The sequence below is a fragment of the Spirillospora sp. NPDC047418 genome (assembly GCF_040643275.1).
Taxonomy (GTDB): domain Bacteria; phylum Actinomycetota; class Actinomycetes; order Streptosporangiales; family Streptosporangiaceae; genus Spirillospora.
In genome coordinates this window covers 16496-32247 of record NZ_JBEYTW010000100.1, presented here as the reverse complement: position 1 = coordinate 32247, position 15752 = coordinate 16496, and the positions used below count along the sequence as shown (strand labels likewise).

Annotated in this window: 13 protein-coding genes; 10 read left to right on the top strand and 3 right to left on the bottom strand. The window is 72.9% G+C overall.

The genetic code is table 11. The features are described from left to right. Positions 1-152 precede the first annotated feature (152 nt). On the bottom strand, positions 153-2432 hold the full coding sequence (locus ABZ806_RS37715) for a PA domain-containing protein (RefSeq protein ID WP_500223149.1): 2280 nt from the start codon (positions 2430-2432) through the stop codon (positions 153-155). A 129-nt stretch (positions 2433-2561) separates the two neighbouring features. Here ABZ806_RS37715 and ABZ806_RS37710 point away from each other — a divergent pair, with 129 nt between their 5' ends. From ABZ806_RS37710 to ABZ806_RS37680, 7 genes are all read left to right on the top strand, one after another. Further along, on the top strand, positions 2562-3500 hold the full coding sequence (locus ABZ806_RS37710; RefSeq protein WP_500223148.1) for a helix-turn-helix domain-containing protein: 939 nt from the start codon (positions 2562-2564) through the stop codon (positions 3498-3500). Between the two features lie 147 nt (positions 3501-3647). Continuing rightward, the gene (locus tag ABZ806_RS37705; RefSeq protein ID WP_500223147.1) at positions 3648-5183 is read left to right on the top strand and encodes an FAD-binding oxidoreductase; all 1536 of its coding nucleotides are present in this window, start codon (positions 3648-3650) and stop codon (positions 5181-5183) included. Positions 5184-5386: 203 nt separating this feature from the next. Next, the gene (locus ABZ806_RS37700) at positions 5387-6634 is read left to right on the top strand and encodes an alpha/beta hydrolase (RefSeq protein ID WP_500223146.1); all 1248 of its coding nucleotides are present in this window, start codon (positions 5387-5389) and stop codon (positions 6632-6634) included. 121 nt (positions 6635-6755) lie between these two features. Continuing rightward, positions 6756-7802, top strand: a complete 1047-nt coding sequence (locus ABZ806_RS37695) for a DUF5954 family protein (RefSeq protein WP_500223145.1) — start codon at positions 6756-6758, stop codon at positions 7800-7802. A gap of 11 nt (positions 7803-7813) precedes the next feature. After that, positions 7814-8371: a hypothetical protein gene (locus ABZ806_RS37690; protein WP_500223144.1), complete on the top strand. Its 558-nt coding sequence runs from the start codon at positions 7814-7816 to the stop codon at positions 8369-8371. Between the two features lie 145 nt (positions 8372-8516). Beyond that, positions 8517-9317, top strand: a complete 801-nt coding sequence (locus ABZ806_RS37685) for a VOC family protein (RefSeq protein WP_500223143.1) — start codon at positions 8517-8519, stop codon at positions 9315-9317. Positions 9318-9438: 121 nt separating this feature from the next. After that, a complete protein-coding gene (locus tag ABZ806_RS37680; RefSeq protein WP_500223142.1) occupies positions 9439-10245 on the top strand; it encodes a VOC family protein in 807 nt (268 codons plus the stop codon). A gap of 2 nt (positions 10246-10247) precedes the next feature. On the opposite strand, the gene ABZ806_RS37675 is transcribed toward ABZ806_RS37680, so the two are convergent. Together ABZ806_RS37675 and ABZ806_RS37670 are read right to left on the bottom strand one after the other, a co-directional pair. Beyond that, positions 10248-10727, bottom strand: coding sequence for a hypothetical protein (locus ABZ806_RS37675; protein ID WP_500223141.1), 480 nt, complete (start codon positions 10725-10727; stop codon positions 10248-10250). A 51-nt stretch (positions 10728-10778) separates the two neighbouring features. Then, the gene (locus ABZ806_RS37670; RefSeq protein WP_500223140.1) at positions 10779-11657 is read right to left on the bottom strand and encodes a DUF4231 domain-containing protein; all 879 of its coding nucleotides are present in this window, start codon (positions 11655-11657) and stop codon (positions 10779-10781) included. Between the two features lie 351 nt (positions 11658-12008). On the opposite strand from ABZ806_RS37670, the gene ABZ806_RS37665 reads away from it, so the two are divergent. The 3 genes from ABZ806_RS37665 to ABZ806_RS37655 are packed head-to-tail and all read left to right on the top strand — an operon-like array spanning position 12009 to position 15741. After that, complete coding sequence (locus ABZ806_RS37665) at positions 12009-12188, top strand: hypothetical protein (protein WP_500223139.1); 180 nt, start codon at positions 12009-12011, stop codon at positions 12186-12188. Between the two features lie 16 nt (positions 12189-12204). Then, positions 12205-14469: an FxsB family cyclophane-forming radical SAM/SPASM peptide maturase gene (locus ABZ806_RS37660; RefSeq protein ID WP_500223138.1), complete on the top strand. Its 2265-nt coding sequence runs from the start codon at positions 12205-12207 to the stop codon at positions 14467-14469. Between the two features lie 51 nt (positions 14470-14520). Then, positions 14521-15741, top strand: a complete 1221-nt coding sequence (locus ABZ806_RS37655; protein ID WP_500223137.1) for a TIR-like protein FxsC — start codon at positions 14521-14523, stop codon at positions 15739-15741. The last annotated feature ends 11 nt before the right edge of the window (positions 15742-15752 follow it).

The following is a 15752-nucleotide window of genomic DNA, read 5'->3' as shown; positions in this document are numbered from 1 at the left end:
GGCTACAACTGGCACGTGCACTTCTTCGCGCCGGGCGCGCCGCTCGGGGAGCACCTGGCCGCCGACTGCGGGATGGCGCTGGCGTACGTGGTGGCGCACCCCGCCGGGGCCGCGGTGCGCGGCGCGTCCGCGGTGCGGGGCCGCGTCCGCGGTCACCGCAACTTGTAGGCGCGGATGACCTCCTGGGTCACGGCGTTGCCCCGCGCGTCCTCGGCGGTGACCCGGAGGGAGACCGCACCCGTGCCGCGCAGCCGCGCGGCACCGTCCCGCAGCGGGACGTCCGTCCAGGTCGCGCCGTCGTCGAAGGACGTCCGCAGTGCCAGGCGCTCGAGCCGCACGGCGGAGCCGTCCTGGTGGCGGACGACCGGCCGCAGCGTTCTAGAACGTGTTCTGTTGTGCACATCCAGATCGACGCCGTATCCCACCTGGAGAAGCGGCAGGACGGTGACGTCGGAGGTGTGAGCGGAACGGAACGTCCAGGACGTCGTGGTGCGCGTCGACAGCCTGGCCCATGGAGCGTTGTTGGTGAAATCATATTCGACGCGGTATTCCGCGTCGTCCGGCGTCGTCGTCAGCGTGCCGTTCGCGCGGTGCGTAGTCTGGGCGACGAGTTCTCCGTTCCGGTATACGCGGAAATCGGTGGTGAATCCGTTCGCGAATGAACTGGAATAGGCGTCGGAGAAGTTGCGCGCGGCGTCCACCAGCCCCACATGGAGGCGGATCCGGTCGCCGGCGCGGGTGACCGGGGACAGCGCGTTGACTCCGCCGGCGAGCGGGGCCCTGCCCCAGGAGTGCGCGTCGCGGTCGCGCGGCTCGTACGCCGACCACTTCGTCTCGCCGAGCACGAGGTGCGGTATCTCCGGGCCGGGGAAGGCGTTGTTGTACGGCTGCTCCGGTGTGATCGCCATCGCCGACCACTGGGTCCGCGGGTCGGCCGAGACGTACTCCGCGCGCGTCCGGGGCGTGCCGGTGACCGGGCTGCTGTAGGCGATCGCGAACTCCTCCCACGGGCGCTTGCCGTAGCGCGCGAAGGACATGGCGCCGCCGCCGTGGTAGGCGCTGTCGACGCGTGCCAGGTCCCGTGCGCGGACGACATGACCGAGGTCCCGGGGGATCCGCCCGGTCTCGGGGAGCACCAGGTCGTACTGGTACGGACTGTTCGCGACGCCCTTGGCGGTCACCGTGGCGTGCCTCTGGCGCAGGAGGGCCAGCCCCTCCTCCCGGGACAGCCGTGCCGTCGGCACGCGCAACCGGATCCCGTAGCCGCCCGGGTCGTCGTTCACTCCGGGCTCGTCGTTGTAGACGGCGACCATCCGGGCTCCCGCCTTGGCGGCCCTGTTGGACTGCTCGGCGACGGACACGCCGTCCCTGCGCTCGACGAGGGCGAGACCGCCGCGCAGATCGGCGCGGGGCGCGTCGCCGTCCGCGACCCGCATGCGGACCGTGCCGTCCAGGCGGGGGAACTGGTCGGAGGTGTCGCTGAAGTAGCCGGGGGGATAGTAGGACGGGTGCAGGGAGCGGCCCCGGGCCTGCAGGGTGACGGCCGGTGCCTCCAGCCGCCACCGCGTGTAGACCTCGAACGTGCCGGTGCGGACCTTCCGGGCCGGCTGCAGGAACACCCGCTGCTCCAGCGTCGCGCCGGCGTTCAGGTAGACGCCCTCGTCCACCGCCGGTCCGTTCGCGGGGCCGCGGGTCCACATCAGGTGGCTGATCGCGCCGAGGTTGGCCCTGGTCGCGTGGTCGGGCGTCCGGACCGTCACCTCCACGGCCCTGCGCGCGTCGAGGACGATCTCGGTGTCCCCGGTGATCTCCATCTCCGGGTACCCGACGAGGCTGTAGTTGAGCGGCTTGCCGGGGCCGGCGGCCGGCGCCCACGACGGCATCGTCTTGACGACGCCCATCACGGAGTACGTCCCCGGACGCAGCCGTATGCAGTTCGAGTCGTTCCAGCGCTCGTCGGTGCACGGGCTGTCCGCGGCGCCGGGCAGCGGCCGGTGCGCGTTGCCGAGCGCCGCGTCTTCGACGTTCACGAAGCCGACCGTGCCGGGCCCCGGCCGCCCGTCCCGCGCGATGCTCCGCACTCGCACGGTTACCAGGTCCTCGGCCGGTGCGGCCGACACCGCCGGGGCGGGGCCGCGGCCCTCGTGCAGCGCCGTCACGTTGTACTGCTCCGGGTCGTCGGTGAGCCGGTCGTCCGGGACGACGTACAGGTCCCCGCCGCTGTGCCGGACCGAGAACGCGGGTGCGCGTCCCGGCGCGGGCCTCACCGTCGCGGTGCCGCCCGCGACCCGCACGGCGTCGCCGGTGGGCAGCGCGACGTCATAGGCTCCGGCGGCGGCGCGCAGCGCGGCCGGCGGTCCGGTGTCCGCCGCCGCGGGCGCCGCGAGCCCGAGGGCGCCGAGCGCCAGGGCCGCCGCGGTCTTCAGCCACATGGCCATCCCTCCCCAAGAAGTGGATCTTGATTGTCGGGCCGCCGCCCGGCGGCGATCCAGGGACGGCGGTGGCGGCTTCCGCCATGGCGGGAACCCGCCAAACGGCCAGGGAACCCCTACATTTAGGACGTGTCCGATTCGCCGCTGCTGGAGGGGCTCGGCGTGGCCGCCGCCGAGGAGTCGGCGTACCGCGCCCTGCTGCGGGAGGGGCCCTCCACCCTCGCCGGCCTCGCCGCCCGCCACGGCACGTCGGCCGCCGCCCTGCGCCGCCTCCTGCCCCGCCTGGAGGAGCTCGGCCTCGTGACCCGGCTGGCCGGCCGCCCGCTGCGCCTGCTCGCCACCCCGCCGCACGTCGCGGTGGAGGCCCTCGTCGCGAGCCGCCAGGAGGAGATCGCGCGCAGCCGCGCCGCGATCGGCCCGCTGCTGGCCGAGGCCGCCCCGCACCCCGAGGAACTCGTCGAGGTCGTCAGCGGGCGCACCGCCGTGGCCCGCCGCTACCTGCAACTGCTGCGCGGCGCCCGGGCGGAGCTGCGCGTCCTCGTCCAGCCGCCGTTCGCCACGGACGCCGCGCTCTCCGGCGCCGAGCAGGAGCGCACGATGCGCCGCGGCATCCGGGTGCGCGGCATCTACGGCGCCGAGGCGCTCGACCAGCCGCACGCCCTGGCGGACATCCGCCGCGCCGCGGCGTCCGGCGAGGAGGCCCGCCTCGGCGCCGTCCCGATCAAGCTCGCCATCGCCGACGGCCGCACCGCGATGCTCCCGCTGACCTCCGAGCACGCGAGCAGCGTCGACAGTTCCCTGGTCGTCCACCCCTCGGCCCTGCTGGACGCCCTGGTCTCCCTCTTCGAGGCCGTGTGGCGCACCGGCCTCCCGCTCCCCGGCGGGGACGCCCCGGACGACGCCGTCCTCACCCTCCTCACCGCGGGCCTCACCGACGAGGCCATCGCGCGCCGCCTCTCCATCAGCACCCGCACCGTCCAGCGCCGCGTCCGCGAACTGTGCGACCACCTCGGCGCCCGCACCCGCTTCCAGGCCGGCGCCCTCTCCGTCCGCCCCCCGAAAGCCTGACCCCGGCCCGGGGCAGGGCCTTCACCGGGAACCCCATGTCTGTGCCTCTCCGAGACGTTAACCATGTGTCACTGATCGACTACGTGGGAGGCGGGTGGGGAAGGGTTCCTCGCGTCCTTTCTTCGAGGGTGTGGGGGCGCGGGGGTCATGAGCGAGCTGTCGACACTGCCGAGTACGGTCGTCCGGCCCGGGGACAGGCGGTATCCGGCGCTCAGCCGGGGGTTCAACCAGCGGTGGGCCGCCGCGCCGGAGTACGTGCGGCTGGTGCGGACGCCCGAGGAGGCGCGGGCGGCGCTCGCCGCGGCGGTCGCCGAGGAGCCGGCGGACCCGGCGCGGGCGCGGATCGCGGTGCGGTCCGGCGGGCACTGCTATGAGGACTTCGTCTGCGGCGGGGACGTCCGGGTGATCCTCGACGTGAGCCCGATGTGCGGAGTGTCCTACGACAGTTCGATGAAGGCGTACTGCATCGAGGCCGGGGCCACGAACGGGCACGTGTACGGCCGGCTGTATCCGGTCAGCGGGAAGGTGCTGCCGGGCGGGTCGTGCTTCTCGGTGGGGCTGGGCGGGCACATCCCCGCGGGCGGCTTCGGGCTGCTGTCGCGGCAGCACGGCCTCACCGTCGACTACCTCTACGCGGTCGAGGCGGCCGTGGTGGACGAGGACAAGAACGTCAGGCTCGTCGTCGCCAGGCGCGATGACGAGGATTCGCGGCTGTGCGAGTTGTGGTGGGCGCACACGGGCGGTGGCGGCGGGAACTTCGGGGTGGCCACCCGGTTCTGGTTCCGGGGGCTTCCCCAGCCGCCGCGACAGGTGCTGCTGACCGCGCTGGCATGGGACTGGAAGGACTTCGCCAAGGGCGACTTCGCCGCGCTGGTGACCGCGTTCGGGGAGTACTTCCGGGACCAGCAGAATCCGTCGACGGCGGCCGGGAAGCTGTTCGCGATGCTGAAGCTCAACCACGTGAGCAATGGGCAGATCGGGCTGCTGGCGCAGGTGGACGTCGACGATCCGGACGGGCGGCGGGCGATGACCGATTTCATCGCGGCCCTCGACGGGCGGATCGGGCCGCGGGCGACGCAGATGCGGTCGGTGATGGGGGAGCACTTCGTCCACCTGGACGTTCCGCGGGTCATGCCGTGGCTGACGGCGACGCAGATGCTGGACTCCGGCTGCCAGAACCGCTGCGGGAAGTACAAGTCCGCCTATCTTCGGAAACCGTTCACCGAACGGCAGATCGACGCGATGTGGGCGTATCTCGGCAATGAGCAGTACACCGATTACGCCAACCGGGGGGCGCTCATTCAGATCGATTCGTACGGCAGTGCCGTCAACATGCCGCTGCACCAGACCGCGGTGCGGCAGCGCGACTCCATTCTGAAAGTGCAATACCAGGTGTACTGGACGAAAGACGATCCCGGCGAGGACGTCCACATCGCCTGGATACGCGACGCCTACAAGGCCACGTTCGCCGAGACCGGGGGCGTGCCCGTGGCGGACGGCGAGATCACGGACGGCTGTTACATCGGGTATCCGGACGGTGATCTGGCCGATCCCCGGTGGAACGAGTCGGGCCAGTCGTGGGAGACGCTCTACTACAAGGACGCCTACGCGAAACTCCAGGAGGTCAAGCGGCACTGGGATCCGTGCGGCGTGTTCCGGCACGCCCAGTCGGTCCGCCCATGAGACGCGCCGTGAGTCGTGCCGTGAGACCCGTACCAGGCGCGCCGTGAGGCGGGGAGTGGCCCCGGTCACAGAGCGGCCCGGCTCGTCTTGTCTCGCCTTTATTGCATTCTTTGCCAATACTTGCGGCTGTGACTCCCGGGACAGTAGTTTCTTCGGACGAGCAGACCGTCGGGCCCGGGACGGCCTGAGCGCCTGGGGAGTCCATGAAGAAGCGTACCGACAGGAAGATCGCCATCGCGGGCACCGCGGCGGCGGCCGTACTGCTGCCCACCGTCATGGTCGGCCTCGCGCAGGCCGGCATCGGCGTGCCGACCGGCAAGTCGGAGGCGTCGGGCAACTCCCAGACGATCCCCTCGTTCGGCCCGGCGACGCAGCCGTCCTCGCCGGCGTCGGCCTCGGCCGGCGCCTCGCCGAAGAGCACGAAGCTGCCGAGCGTCCCGCTCGGGACCAACCCGTTCAAGACGGGCAACGGCTCGCCGAGCGCGAACAACCCCGACACGAACCAGGGCAGCCGCGGCAAGAAGCCGCACCTGCCGGCCGGCGCCGGGTCGGGCAAGTACGTCCCGGCCAAGGACGGCGCCGCGATCACCGGCGTGAAGAAGATCAACTCGCGGATCTTCGACGTCACGATCGCCTCGCCGGCGCTCGGCGCGGCCGTGAAGACCCGGGTGATGGTCCCGAAGGGCTGGACGTCCAAGTCCACCAAGACGTGGCCGGTCGTGTACGCCTACCACGGCGGCAACAACAACTACACGTCCTGGACCAAGGACTCCAACATCGAGCAGGTCATCGGGCCGTACAACGCGATGGTCGTGATGCCCGAGGGCGGCTGGAACGGCTCGTACACCAACTGGTACAACGGCGGCAAGGGCGGCATCCCCGAGTGGGAGAAGTTCCACATCGACGAGGTCATCCCGTTGATGGAGCGCAACTTCCGCGCCGGGACGGTGCGCGCCGCGATCGGCCTGTCGTCCGGCGGGCAGGGCGCCATCACCTACGCCGAGCGGCACCACATGTTCAGGTACGCCGCGTCCTACAGCGGCGCCCTCAACATCACCGCGCCCGGCATGCCGGTGATCCTCACGTCCATGAACCGGGACGCGGGGACGGCCATCTGGGGCGACCCGATCACCGCGCGGGCGAACTGGCGGGCGCACGACGCGACCGTCAACGTGGCGGAGCTGAAGGGCGTCGGCGTCTACGTCTCGTCCGGCAACGGCAAGCCCGGCCCCTACGACGACCCGAACGCCGCACCGATGGACGCGGGCCGGATCGGCGAGCAGCTCGCCGGGACGATGGCCGAGAACTTCGTCGCCGCGGCGAAGAGGGCGGGCGTCCCGGTCACCGCGAACCTGTACGGGCCCGGCATGCACAACTGGAAGTACTGGCGGCGGGAGCTGGCCAAGAGCTGGCCGACCATCGCCAAGTCCATCGGCGCCCGCAAGTCCTGACCGCCCGCAAGTCCCGACCGCCGGCGGCCTTGACCTGCCGCGAGTCCTGACCGCGAGTCCTGACCGGCCGGAATCGGCGAAACACGAGCGGTGAGCGCCCCTCCCCTGTGACCATGGGGGCATGAGGGGTAGTGATGGTGCGGCCCTCGCCGGCGATCTCCCGTTCCCGCCGCCGGCATCCGGGCCGCCGAGGCTCGGTGAGGCGCGCGCCCGGCTGACGCATCCCGAGGTGCGCTGGTGCGGCGCGACGTACGGGGTGATGGAACGGGTCCCCGGCGGCTGGATGATGTCCGGGATGGAGCGGACGACCCCGCAGGACGCCCGCGACTCGCTCGGCTGGTGGCTGCGGGGCAGGGCGCGCGACCGCGGCGTGCCCGCGGTGGTCCGCGCCGAGTACCGGCGCGGCGCGGAGCGGCTCGACCGCGACCGGCCGGACGAGCTGACCGTCGCCGGCCGCGTGTTCCGCGTGGTGCGTGCCGACCGGTTCTGCCGGTCCGGCCCGGACGGCCCCGAGCCGCCCCGCTCCGGCGACCCCGACGAGCTGCCCGAACCCCGCACCCGGCGCGACGCCCGCCGGTTCGACCACGGACTGCTCCCGGCCGCGCGGATCCCGGGCCCCGCGCCGCTGCCGGGGGAGCGGTGGGAGGACGCCCCCGCCGAGCCCGCGGTGCCGCCCGCGATGGCCGCCGACGCCCGCCGCGCGCTCGCCACCCATCCGCTGGTCGCGCGGCTGCCGACCCGGTTCGCGGTCGCCGAGGCGGTCGCCGAGGCGGTCACCGACGCGGTCACCGAGGCGGGCGGGGACGCGGTCGGCGACGCGGTCACCGAGGCGGGCGCCGGGGCGGGCGGTGGGCGGTGGCCGGTGCACGGCCCGTTCCTGCACAGCCCCGCCGCCGTCCGCGACCACCTGGCCGCGTACTTCGACCTCGTCGTGCCGCTGACGCGGGGCCCGTCGCCCGGCGACCTCGCCGCCTACCGGTACGCCGCGGACCTGCTGCGGGACGGGGTGCGCCGCGCCGAGGTCGAGGTCCTCGGCCGCCGCTTCCGGGTGGTCCGCGCCGAGTACGTGGTCCGCTGCGGCCCGGACGGCCCCGAGCCGCCCCGCCCCTGCGAACGGGACCTGGAGGAACCCGCCGCCGGCGACTTCGGCCCGGACCGCGCGGGGTAGCGTGTCCGGCGATGAAGGGATTCGCGCGGCGCGAGTTCCAGCTCGTGCTGCTCCGCCGCATGGCCGACTACCAGCCGGGCCTCGTCGAGGACGCGGTGCGCGCGCTCGGCGCGTCCCGCACCGAGATGCGGGACGCCAACGCCCGCTGGCAGCGGGTGCTGCGGTCCCGGACGTTCCCGCGCGGGCGGCGCCGCTACGAGGCCGTCCTCGGCCCGCCCGCCGGCGCCGCGGACCGGCGGATCGGCGACGTCGTCTGCGCGACCGCGTGGTGGGGGCCGCTGCCGCTGTGGCCGGGCCTCTGCTTCGAGATCATGATGGCGCCGGACGGCTCGGTCGTGCAGGAGTGGCTCGTCCGGGACGACGGCGTCCCCGTCCCGGAGCTGGCGACCGCCGACGACCTCGTCCCCTGGTCGTGCACGGTGGGCGACGTCGACGCGCGGTTCGGCGCGGTGGCCCACCAGGACGGCGACGCGCCGAGCCGCTGGCACGCGACGATCACCATGCCGGGCGGCGAGACCTATGTCGCGCACTTCGTCTGGGGCCTCCTGCAGACGGTCGAGAGCGTGTGAGCACGTAACGGCACGCGGACGCGGCCGAACTTGCCGAACATTGGCACCACCTTGGTGTGCGCCCTTGCCGCCGACATCACGGAGATTGCGCACCCGCCCCTACCGTGAGCCCCATGGACGCAGCGAACAGCCGGCGAGACGCGCGATGACGGGGCACATCCTCGGGACGCCCTACTGGGTGGAGATCGCCAGCCCCGACGTCCCGGCGTCGCGGCGCTTCTACGGCGAGCTGTTCGGCTGGTACTGCTACACGCTGGCCACCGGAGACTACGGCGACTACGCGATGTTCACCCTCCGCGACGTCAACGGCCCGGAGGTCGGCGGCATGCAGCCGCTGGCCGACGACACCCAGCCGCCCTCCTGGACCTGCTACTTCTACACCGACGACGTGGACGCCACGCTCGACGCCGTCCGCGCCGCGGGCGGGCAGGCGCTGATGGAGCCCGCCACCATCGCCCACATGGGACGCGCGGTGCTGTGCGCCGACACCCAGGGCGCCGGGTTCGCGCTCTACGAGCCGCGGGACCCCGGCCAAGTCCCCGCCGCCGACGAGCCGGCGACGATGTGCTGGGTGGAGCTGGCCTGCCGGGACGTCCGGGAGGGCCGGCGCTTCTACGGCGAGGTGTTCGGCTGGGAGGCCGTCGACCGCGAATACCACGACTCCGTCTACACCAACTGGAAGGTGGGCGACTGGGCGGTCGCGGGCATGGTGTTGATGGACGACGGCTGGCCGCCGGACTACCCGGCCCACTGGATCCCCTACTTCTGGGTGCCCGACTGCGACGCCTCCGCCGCCCGGGCGGCGGAGCTCGGAGCCAAGGTGCGCGTCCCGCCGAGCGACGTGGAGACCGGCCGCTTCTCGATCCTGACGGACCCGACCGGGGCCCGCTTCGCCCTCTTCACCCCGGCCCCCGGGGCCCGCGACAGGTTCGTTCCGCGCCGCTGATCCGCTCTTCCGGCGCGAGCGCCGGAATCGCCAACGTTTGAGCGATCTTGGCGATTCCGGTCACGTCGGATTGCGTGCGGCTGCCTAGCGTGGACGGCATGCGAGCTGTCAGGAGCCGGCGATGCCCGAGGTGACCTCCTACGAGCCGGGCCACCCGACCTGGGCGGAACTGGCCAGCCCGGACCCGGAGCGGTCGAAGGACTTCTACGGCGAGCTGTTCGGCTGGTACTCCTACACGCTGACCGCCGACATCGGCGAGTACGAGGTCTTCACCCTCGGCGGCGTCCAGGGGCCGGAGATCGGCGGGATGCAGTTCCTCCAGGACGACTCCCTGCACTCGTCCTGGACGTGCTACTTCCGTACGGCCGACATGGCGGCCTCCGTCGACGCCGTGCGCGCGGCGGGCGGCATGGTCCTGGTGGAGCCGACCGACGTCGCCGGCCTCGGGCGGATGTCCCTGTGCTCCGACCTGGAGGGCGCCGACTTCGCCCTCTGGTATCCGGGCGACCTGCAGGGCGCGGGCGTCATGGACGAGCCGGCGACGATGTGCTGGGTGGAGCTGGCCTGCCGCGACGTCCGCGCCGCCCGCCGCTTCTACGGCGCGGTCTTCGGCTGGAGGGCCGTGGACCGCGACTACTACGGCTCCGTCTACACCAACTGGAAGGTCGGCGACTGGTCCGTGGCGGGCATGCTCTCGATGGACGAGCGCTGGCCGCCGGACTACCCGGCCCACTGGATCCCCTACTACTGGGTGGCCGACTGCGACGCGTCCGCCGCGCGGGCCGCCGAGCTGGGCGGGCGGGTCCACGTCCCGCCGACCGACATCACGCCGGGCCGCTTCTCCATCATCACCGACCCGGCCGGCGCCCGGCTCGCCCTCATCACCCCGGCCACCGCCGACCGCGCCGCCGTCCGCGCCCGCCCCTGACGCTACCCGCCGGTGCGGCGGGCGCCGTGCGGCCAGACGACGTGCACGACCCGGCCGAGCCGGCGGGCGCACTCGACGATCTCCGCGGTGCCGCCGCGGCCGCGGGCCGGCGCGCCGTCCCACACGGCGATGAGGTGGTCGGCGCGGTCCAGCATCGCCAGGCCCGCGTCCAGGTAGGGGAGCGGGCCGGGGACGGCGTGGGCCAGCGGCAGCACCCGGGACGCGAGCGCCGTCAGCTCCTCGAACCCGCGCCGCGCCCGGAGGCCGAGCGCGGCCGCGTAGCCGGCGGCGGGGACGATGACCTCCAGCCGCCCGCCGCGCGCCAGCACGGCCCGCGCGAAGATCTGGTCCGCGCCGGCGGCCAGGCAGGACACACCCACGATGTCCGGCCCGCCGGCCCGGAGGATCTCGCGGATGCGGGCGTCCACCAGCGCGCTCGTCGTCTCGTCCAGGTCCCGGTGCCCGGTGACGGCCACCCGCATCGGCGTCCTCCTTCGTCCTCACGGCCGCATCCGCACGGCCCGCCGCCCCGCTCACACATGGGACGCCCACCAGAGGGTGTGTTCCCGCGAGATGGCCTCCTCGACCTCGTCGACGAAGTGCGCCCACTCGGGCTCGGTCTCCGGCCAGTCGATCCGGCAGGCGATCTCGGCGAGCTCCTGCGCGGCGATGCCGTAGGCGGTCGCGAGCTGCTGGTGCTGGCGGGTCTGCACCCAGGCGAGCCCGCCCGCCGCGACGGCCCCCGCGATGCCCGGCAGGTCCAGGTTCAGCAGCCCCACGGCGTTCAGCACGGCGGCGACCAGGCCGAGCGCCTCCAGCGTGGCCAGCAGCACCGACCAGCGCGCGACGCTGCGCCCGTGGCCCGCCGACCGGCGCGCGTACCACTGCCGCTGGTCCTCGATCCGCTCGGCGCGGTAGGCGTCCCTGCGCTCGGCGAGGCTGCGCGCCCGCAGCTCCCGCATCCCCTCGGTCACCTGCAGTTCGCCGCTGTCGCCGTCGACGACGAGCGCGTGCAGGTTGCCGCGGATCACCGCGAACCGGTGCAGCAGCAGCGCCTCGGCGCCGCGGTCGTCGACGTCCTCGGCGCCGAACGGCTGCCCGGCGACCGCGAACCGCCACGCCAGCGTCTTCGCCGACTCCGCCGCGGCCCGCGACTCGTACCACTGCCGGTCGGGGCGCTCGGTGAGCAGCCAGACCTCGACGACCAGCCCGGCCCCGAGCCCGGCCGCCGCCAGCAGTGCCGCCGCGTCGACCCGGCCCAGCTGGACGGTGAAGGTGCCGAACACGGCCGCCGCGAGCAGCGCGACCAGCCGCAGCCCGGTGGCGACGAGCAGCCGGTTCTGCCCGCTGACCGCACTCGTGTCCGCGGCCCTGAACAGCGCCGGGTAGTGGATTTCGGCAAGTGCCTGCACACTTCGAGTGGAAACGGAGCCGCAGTATAGGTCAACCATATGTGCAGGAATGCACACTTCTGACCGGTGTCCGACTCCGGCCAGCATTCGCCGAAACCCGCCGCGGCGGAGCGGCGTCGAACTGATATTCGGCGGCGGGGCGGCCGGACAAATTCTCATAACGGCTTTCCCGAAACCCCGGACGCGGGAGCGTAAGAAGTGATGCACTGCGCAGTGCGATGAGTGTCGTTCGGATCAAGATTTGATCATTTGCGGACAAGGGACGCCTCAAAGCGAGCCTGCCGGATAGTAGACCCCGACTTTGGGTAGCATTGCCACTACCTATCGTAACGACAGCTGGATGGACTGAACATGACCGTTCTTGACGAAGCGGGCGCGCTGGAACTCACCGACCTGCGGGAGCTGACTCCCGGGCAGTTGGCCCTGGAAGCCGAGACGGCGGGCATCGTCGCGCGGCTGGTGCGGGCCGACGAGGTGAACGGGGACGGGTCCGAGGCCGTCCGCGTCGCGGCGTTCAACTCGTTCATCTAGATCACGTAACGACGCCATGCCTCCGCCACCCCTGTTCCGGCAGTTCGTGCTCAAAGTGCACAGCAGATGCGATCTCGCCTGTGACCACTGCTACGTCTACGAGCACGCCGACCAGAGCTGGCGGGGGCGCGCCGCGCGGATGGCCGTGCGCACGATGGAGCGCACGGCGCGGCGCATCGCCGACCACGCGCGGGCGCACGGCCTCGGCGAGGTCTGCCTGGTCCTGCACGGCGGTGAGCCGCTATTGGCCGGCCCCGATCACCTCGGCGCCCTGCTCGCGGCGTTACGTGCGCCGCTGCGCGGCGTCTGCGACATCGATCTGCGGATCCACACCAACGGCGTCCTGCTGGACCGGCGGTTCTGCGAACTCTTCCGCGAGCACGGGGTCAAGGTCGGCATCTCGCTGGACGGCGACCGGACGGCGAACGACCGGCACCGCCTCTACCGCGACGGCCGCAGCAGCTACGACAAGGTCGTCCGCGCCATCGACCTGCTCCGCGCCGACTACCCGGACCTCTACTCCGGGCTGCTGTGCACCATCGACATCGCGAACGACCCGATCGCCGTCTACGAGGCGCTCGTGGCGCACGAGCCGCCCGCGATCGACTTCCTCTGGCCCCACCACACCTGGGACCGGCCGCCGTCCAGGCCGTCCGCCGCGGCCTACGCCGACTGGCTGCGGACGATCGCGGACCGCTGGCTCGACGGCGGGCGGCCCGTCCCGGTGCGGATGTTCGACTCCATCCTCAGCACCTCGCGCGGCGGCCCGAGCTTCACCGAGTCCCTCGGGCTGGAGGCGAGCGACCTCCTGGTCGTGGAGACCGACGGCGAGTACGAGCAGGCCGACTCCCTGAAAACGGCGTTCGACGGCGCTCCCGAGACGGGCCTGGACGTGTTCCGCCACTCGATCGACGAGGTCGGGCGGCACGCGGGCATCGGGGCCAGGCAGGGCGGCCTCGCGGCGCTGTGCGACACCTGCCGGGAATGCCCGGTCGTCGCCAGCTGCGGCGGCGGGCTGTTCGCCCACCGGTACCGCGGTGACGGCTCAGGCTTCGCGAACCCCAGCGCGTACTGCGAAGACCTCTTCGCGCTGATCGACCACGTCCAGCGGCGGATCGGCCGCAGCCCGCAGTTCCTGCCGCCGACCGTGGTGCGGTCGGTGGCGACGGGGCACGGCGACCGCGCCGCCATCGCCCGGCTCGGAACCGCGCAGGCGATCGGGCGCCGGTCCCTGGTCGCGGTGGTCGGCGCCGGGTGCGCCCCGTCGGCGGCCTGGGAGGCGGTCAAGCACCTCGGCGCCGCGCACACCGAGGCCTACGATCAGGCCCTGGCGCATCCCTACGTGCGCGCATGGGCGGTGGAGCGGCTCCGCGCCTCCCGCACGCGCGACGGTGCGCTGGCCGACGGCGGCCTGCTGGCGACCCTCGCGTGCCTGACCGCCGCGCACGCGATGGAGGACCTCACCCTGAGCGTTCCGGTGCGCGGCGGCGCCGTCCACTTCCCCGGCATCGGGCGCTACCCGGTTCCGGGGCGCCGCGAGACGACCGTCCGGGTGTCCGCGGGCACCCTGGAGGTGGCGGGCGCCGGGCCGCTGGAGCCGGTCCGCCGGCTGACCGCGGGCACCTTCACCGTCGCGCTCGACGATCTCGACCCGTTCCGCGACTGCCACGACTGGCCGGCGGCGGGACGCCTCGACGCCCGGCGGTTCGCGCGGTGGCAGGGCTTCTTCGACGAGGCGTGGACGCTGCTGGAGAAGGAGTACGCCGAGTACGCGCCGGCGATCGCCGAGGCGCTGACGACCATCGTCCCGCTCGACCCGCCCGCCTCCGGCGCGAGCGTCAGCTCGGCGGCACGGGACGCCTACGGCTCCGTGGGGATCGCGCTTCCCGAGACCCCCGCGATGCTGTGCCTGCTGATCCTGCACGAGTTCCAGCACGTGAAGCTCGGCGCGATCCTCGACTTCGCCGATCTCTACGACGGGAGCGACGACCGCCTCTACCACGCTCCGTGGCGGCGGGACCCCCGTCCCCTGGAGGGGCTCCTGCAGGGCACCTACGCGCACATCGCCGTCGCCGACTTCTGGCTCCGGCGGACCCGCGACCCGGAGCCGGACGCCGCGGCCGAGGCCGCGCGCCACTTCGGCGACTGGTACCCGAAGACACTGGCGGCCGCCCGGACCCTTCAGGACTCGGGGTCCCTCACCGGGCTCGGCGAGCAGTTCGTCGCGTCGATGCGCCGGACGCTGGAGTCCTGGGACGTTCCGGCCCCGCCGAATCGGTAAAACTACACATTTGACGGGCTGTAATCCCTTCGCCCCTGCCGCTATACATTGATGGGACCGAGGGGGAGCGGCATGGCGGGCAGAAGGCAGACGGAGGAAGAACGCCCGCACTTCTTCCTGAGTTACGCCAGGTCGCGGTACCGGCCCGAGGATTCCGACCGCTGGGTGGCCAAGTTCTACAATGATCTCTGCCACGACATAAGCCAGACTACGGGCGCGCGCATTCCCGGTTTTATGGACAGGCAGATTCCCCCCGGCAGCGACTGGTCGGAGCAGCTCGCGGACGCGCTCGCCAACTGCCGGGTGTTCATCGCGCTGTTCTCCCCGGCCTACTTCACCAGCGAGTACTGCGGCAAGGAACTGGCCGCCTTCCTCACCCGCTACCACGATCTGGTCGGCGAGCTGAAGCGGCCGCCGGCGATCATCCCGGCGATGTGGACGCCCATGCACATCAGCGAGATCCCGGAGTCGCTGCACAGCATGCAGAACACCCATCCCGAGCTGCCGCGCGCCTACCGCGCCGAGGGCCTCTACGGGATCATGAAGCTGGGCCGGTTCCGCGAGCACTACAAGGAGACGGTCCTGCGGCTGGCCGCCGTCATCAGGCAGCGGGCCGCCGAGTGCGACCTCGGGTACGGCCCCGTCCCCGACCTGGCGAAGGTGCGCAGCACCTTCGCGGGCGCCGAGCCGGGCGGCGGCCGCCCGGCCGTCCGGATCACGCTCGCCGCGCACTCGCTCGACCACCTGCCGTCCGAACGGGACGCCTACTACTACGGCCGGACGGCCCACGAGTGGACGCCGTTCCGCGGCGCGGACCACATGCTGCCGATCGGCTCCTTCGCCGAGCACGTGCTCACCGAGCTCGGCCACCGGTCGATCGTCGACACCGCGGACGATCCGCTGGAGGAGCCCGTGGACGCCCCGGGCGTGCTGGTGGTCGACCCGTGGGCGGCCGGGGACCGGGCCATCGGCAAGCGGCTCAGGCAGATCGACCGGGAGCCCGTCCACGTCGTGGCCCCGTTCAACGCCGACGACCGGCAGACCGCCGAGGCCGCCGCGGGCCTCCACGAGGACCTGGTGGAGGTCCTGCCGGAGGGGATCGCGCTGCGGGGCTCGGCGGTGGGCGTCGCGTCGCCGCGCGCGTTCCGCGACGCGCTCCCGAGGGCCGTCAGCGAGGCGTTCAGCCGCTACCTGCGGACGACCAGCGTCCATCCACCGCGGACGCGGCCGTCCACGACCCGCCGGCCCACCCTTCGGGACCCGGACGCCTGAGGCGAGGAGGA

Bases quoted from the DNA above. Each gene is read 5' to 3' on its own strand.
- ABZ806_RS37715 (WP_500223149.1), bottom strand. From the start codon at position 2,432: ATGTGGCTGAAGACCGCGGCGGCCCTGGCGCTCGGCGCCCTCGGGCTC.
- ABZ806_RS37705 (WP_500223147.1), top strand. From the start codon at position 3,648: ATGAGCGAGCTGTCGACACTGCCGAGTACGGTCGTCCGGCCCGGGGAC.
- ABZ806_RS37700 (WP_500223146.1), top strand. From the start codon at position 5,387: ATGAAGAAGCGTACCGACAGGAAGATCGCCATCGCGGGCACCGCGGCG.
- ABZ806_RS37695 (WP_500223145.1), top strand. From the start codon at position 6,756: ATGAGGGGTAGTGATGGTGCGGCCCTCGCCGGCGATCTCCCGTTCCCG.
- ABZ806_RS37690 (WP_500223144.1), top strand. From the start codon at position 7,814: ATGAAGGGATTCGCGCGGCGCGAGTTCCAGCTCGTGCTGCTCCGCCGC.
- ABZ806_RS37685 (WP_500223143.1), top strand. From the start codon at position 8,517: ATGACGGGGCACATCCTCGGGACGCCCTACTGGGTGGAGATCGCCAGC.
- ABZ806_RS37680 (WP_500223142.1), top strand. From the start codon at position 9,439: ATGCCCGAGGTGACCTCCTACGAGCCGGGCCACCCGACCTGGGCGGAA.
- ABZ806_RS37675 (WP_500223141.1), bottom strand. From the start codon at position 10,727: ATGCGGGTGGCCGTCACCGGGCACCGGGACCTGGACGAGACGACGAGC.
- ABZ806_RS37665 (WP_500223139.1), top strand. From the start codon at position 12,009: ATGACCGTTCTTGACGAAGCGGGCGCGCTGGAACTCACCGACCTGCGG.
- ABZ806_RS37660 (WP_500223138.1), top strand. From the start codon at position 12,205: ATGCCTCCGCCACCCCTGTTCCGGCAGTTCGTGCTCAAAGTGCACAGC.
- ABZ806_RS37655 (WP_500223137.1), top strand. From the start codon at position 14,521: ATGGGACCGAGGGGGAGCGGCATGGCGGGCAGAAGGCAGACGGAGGAA.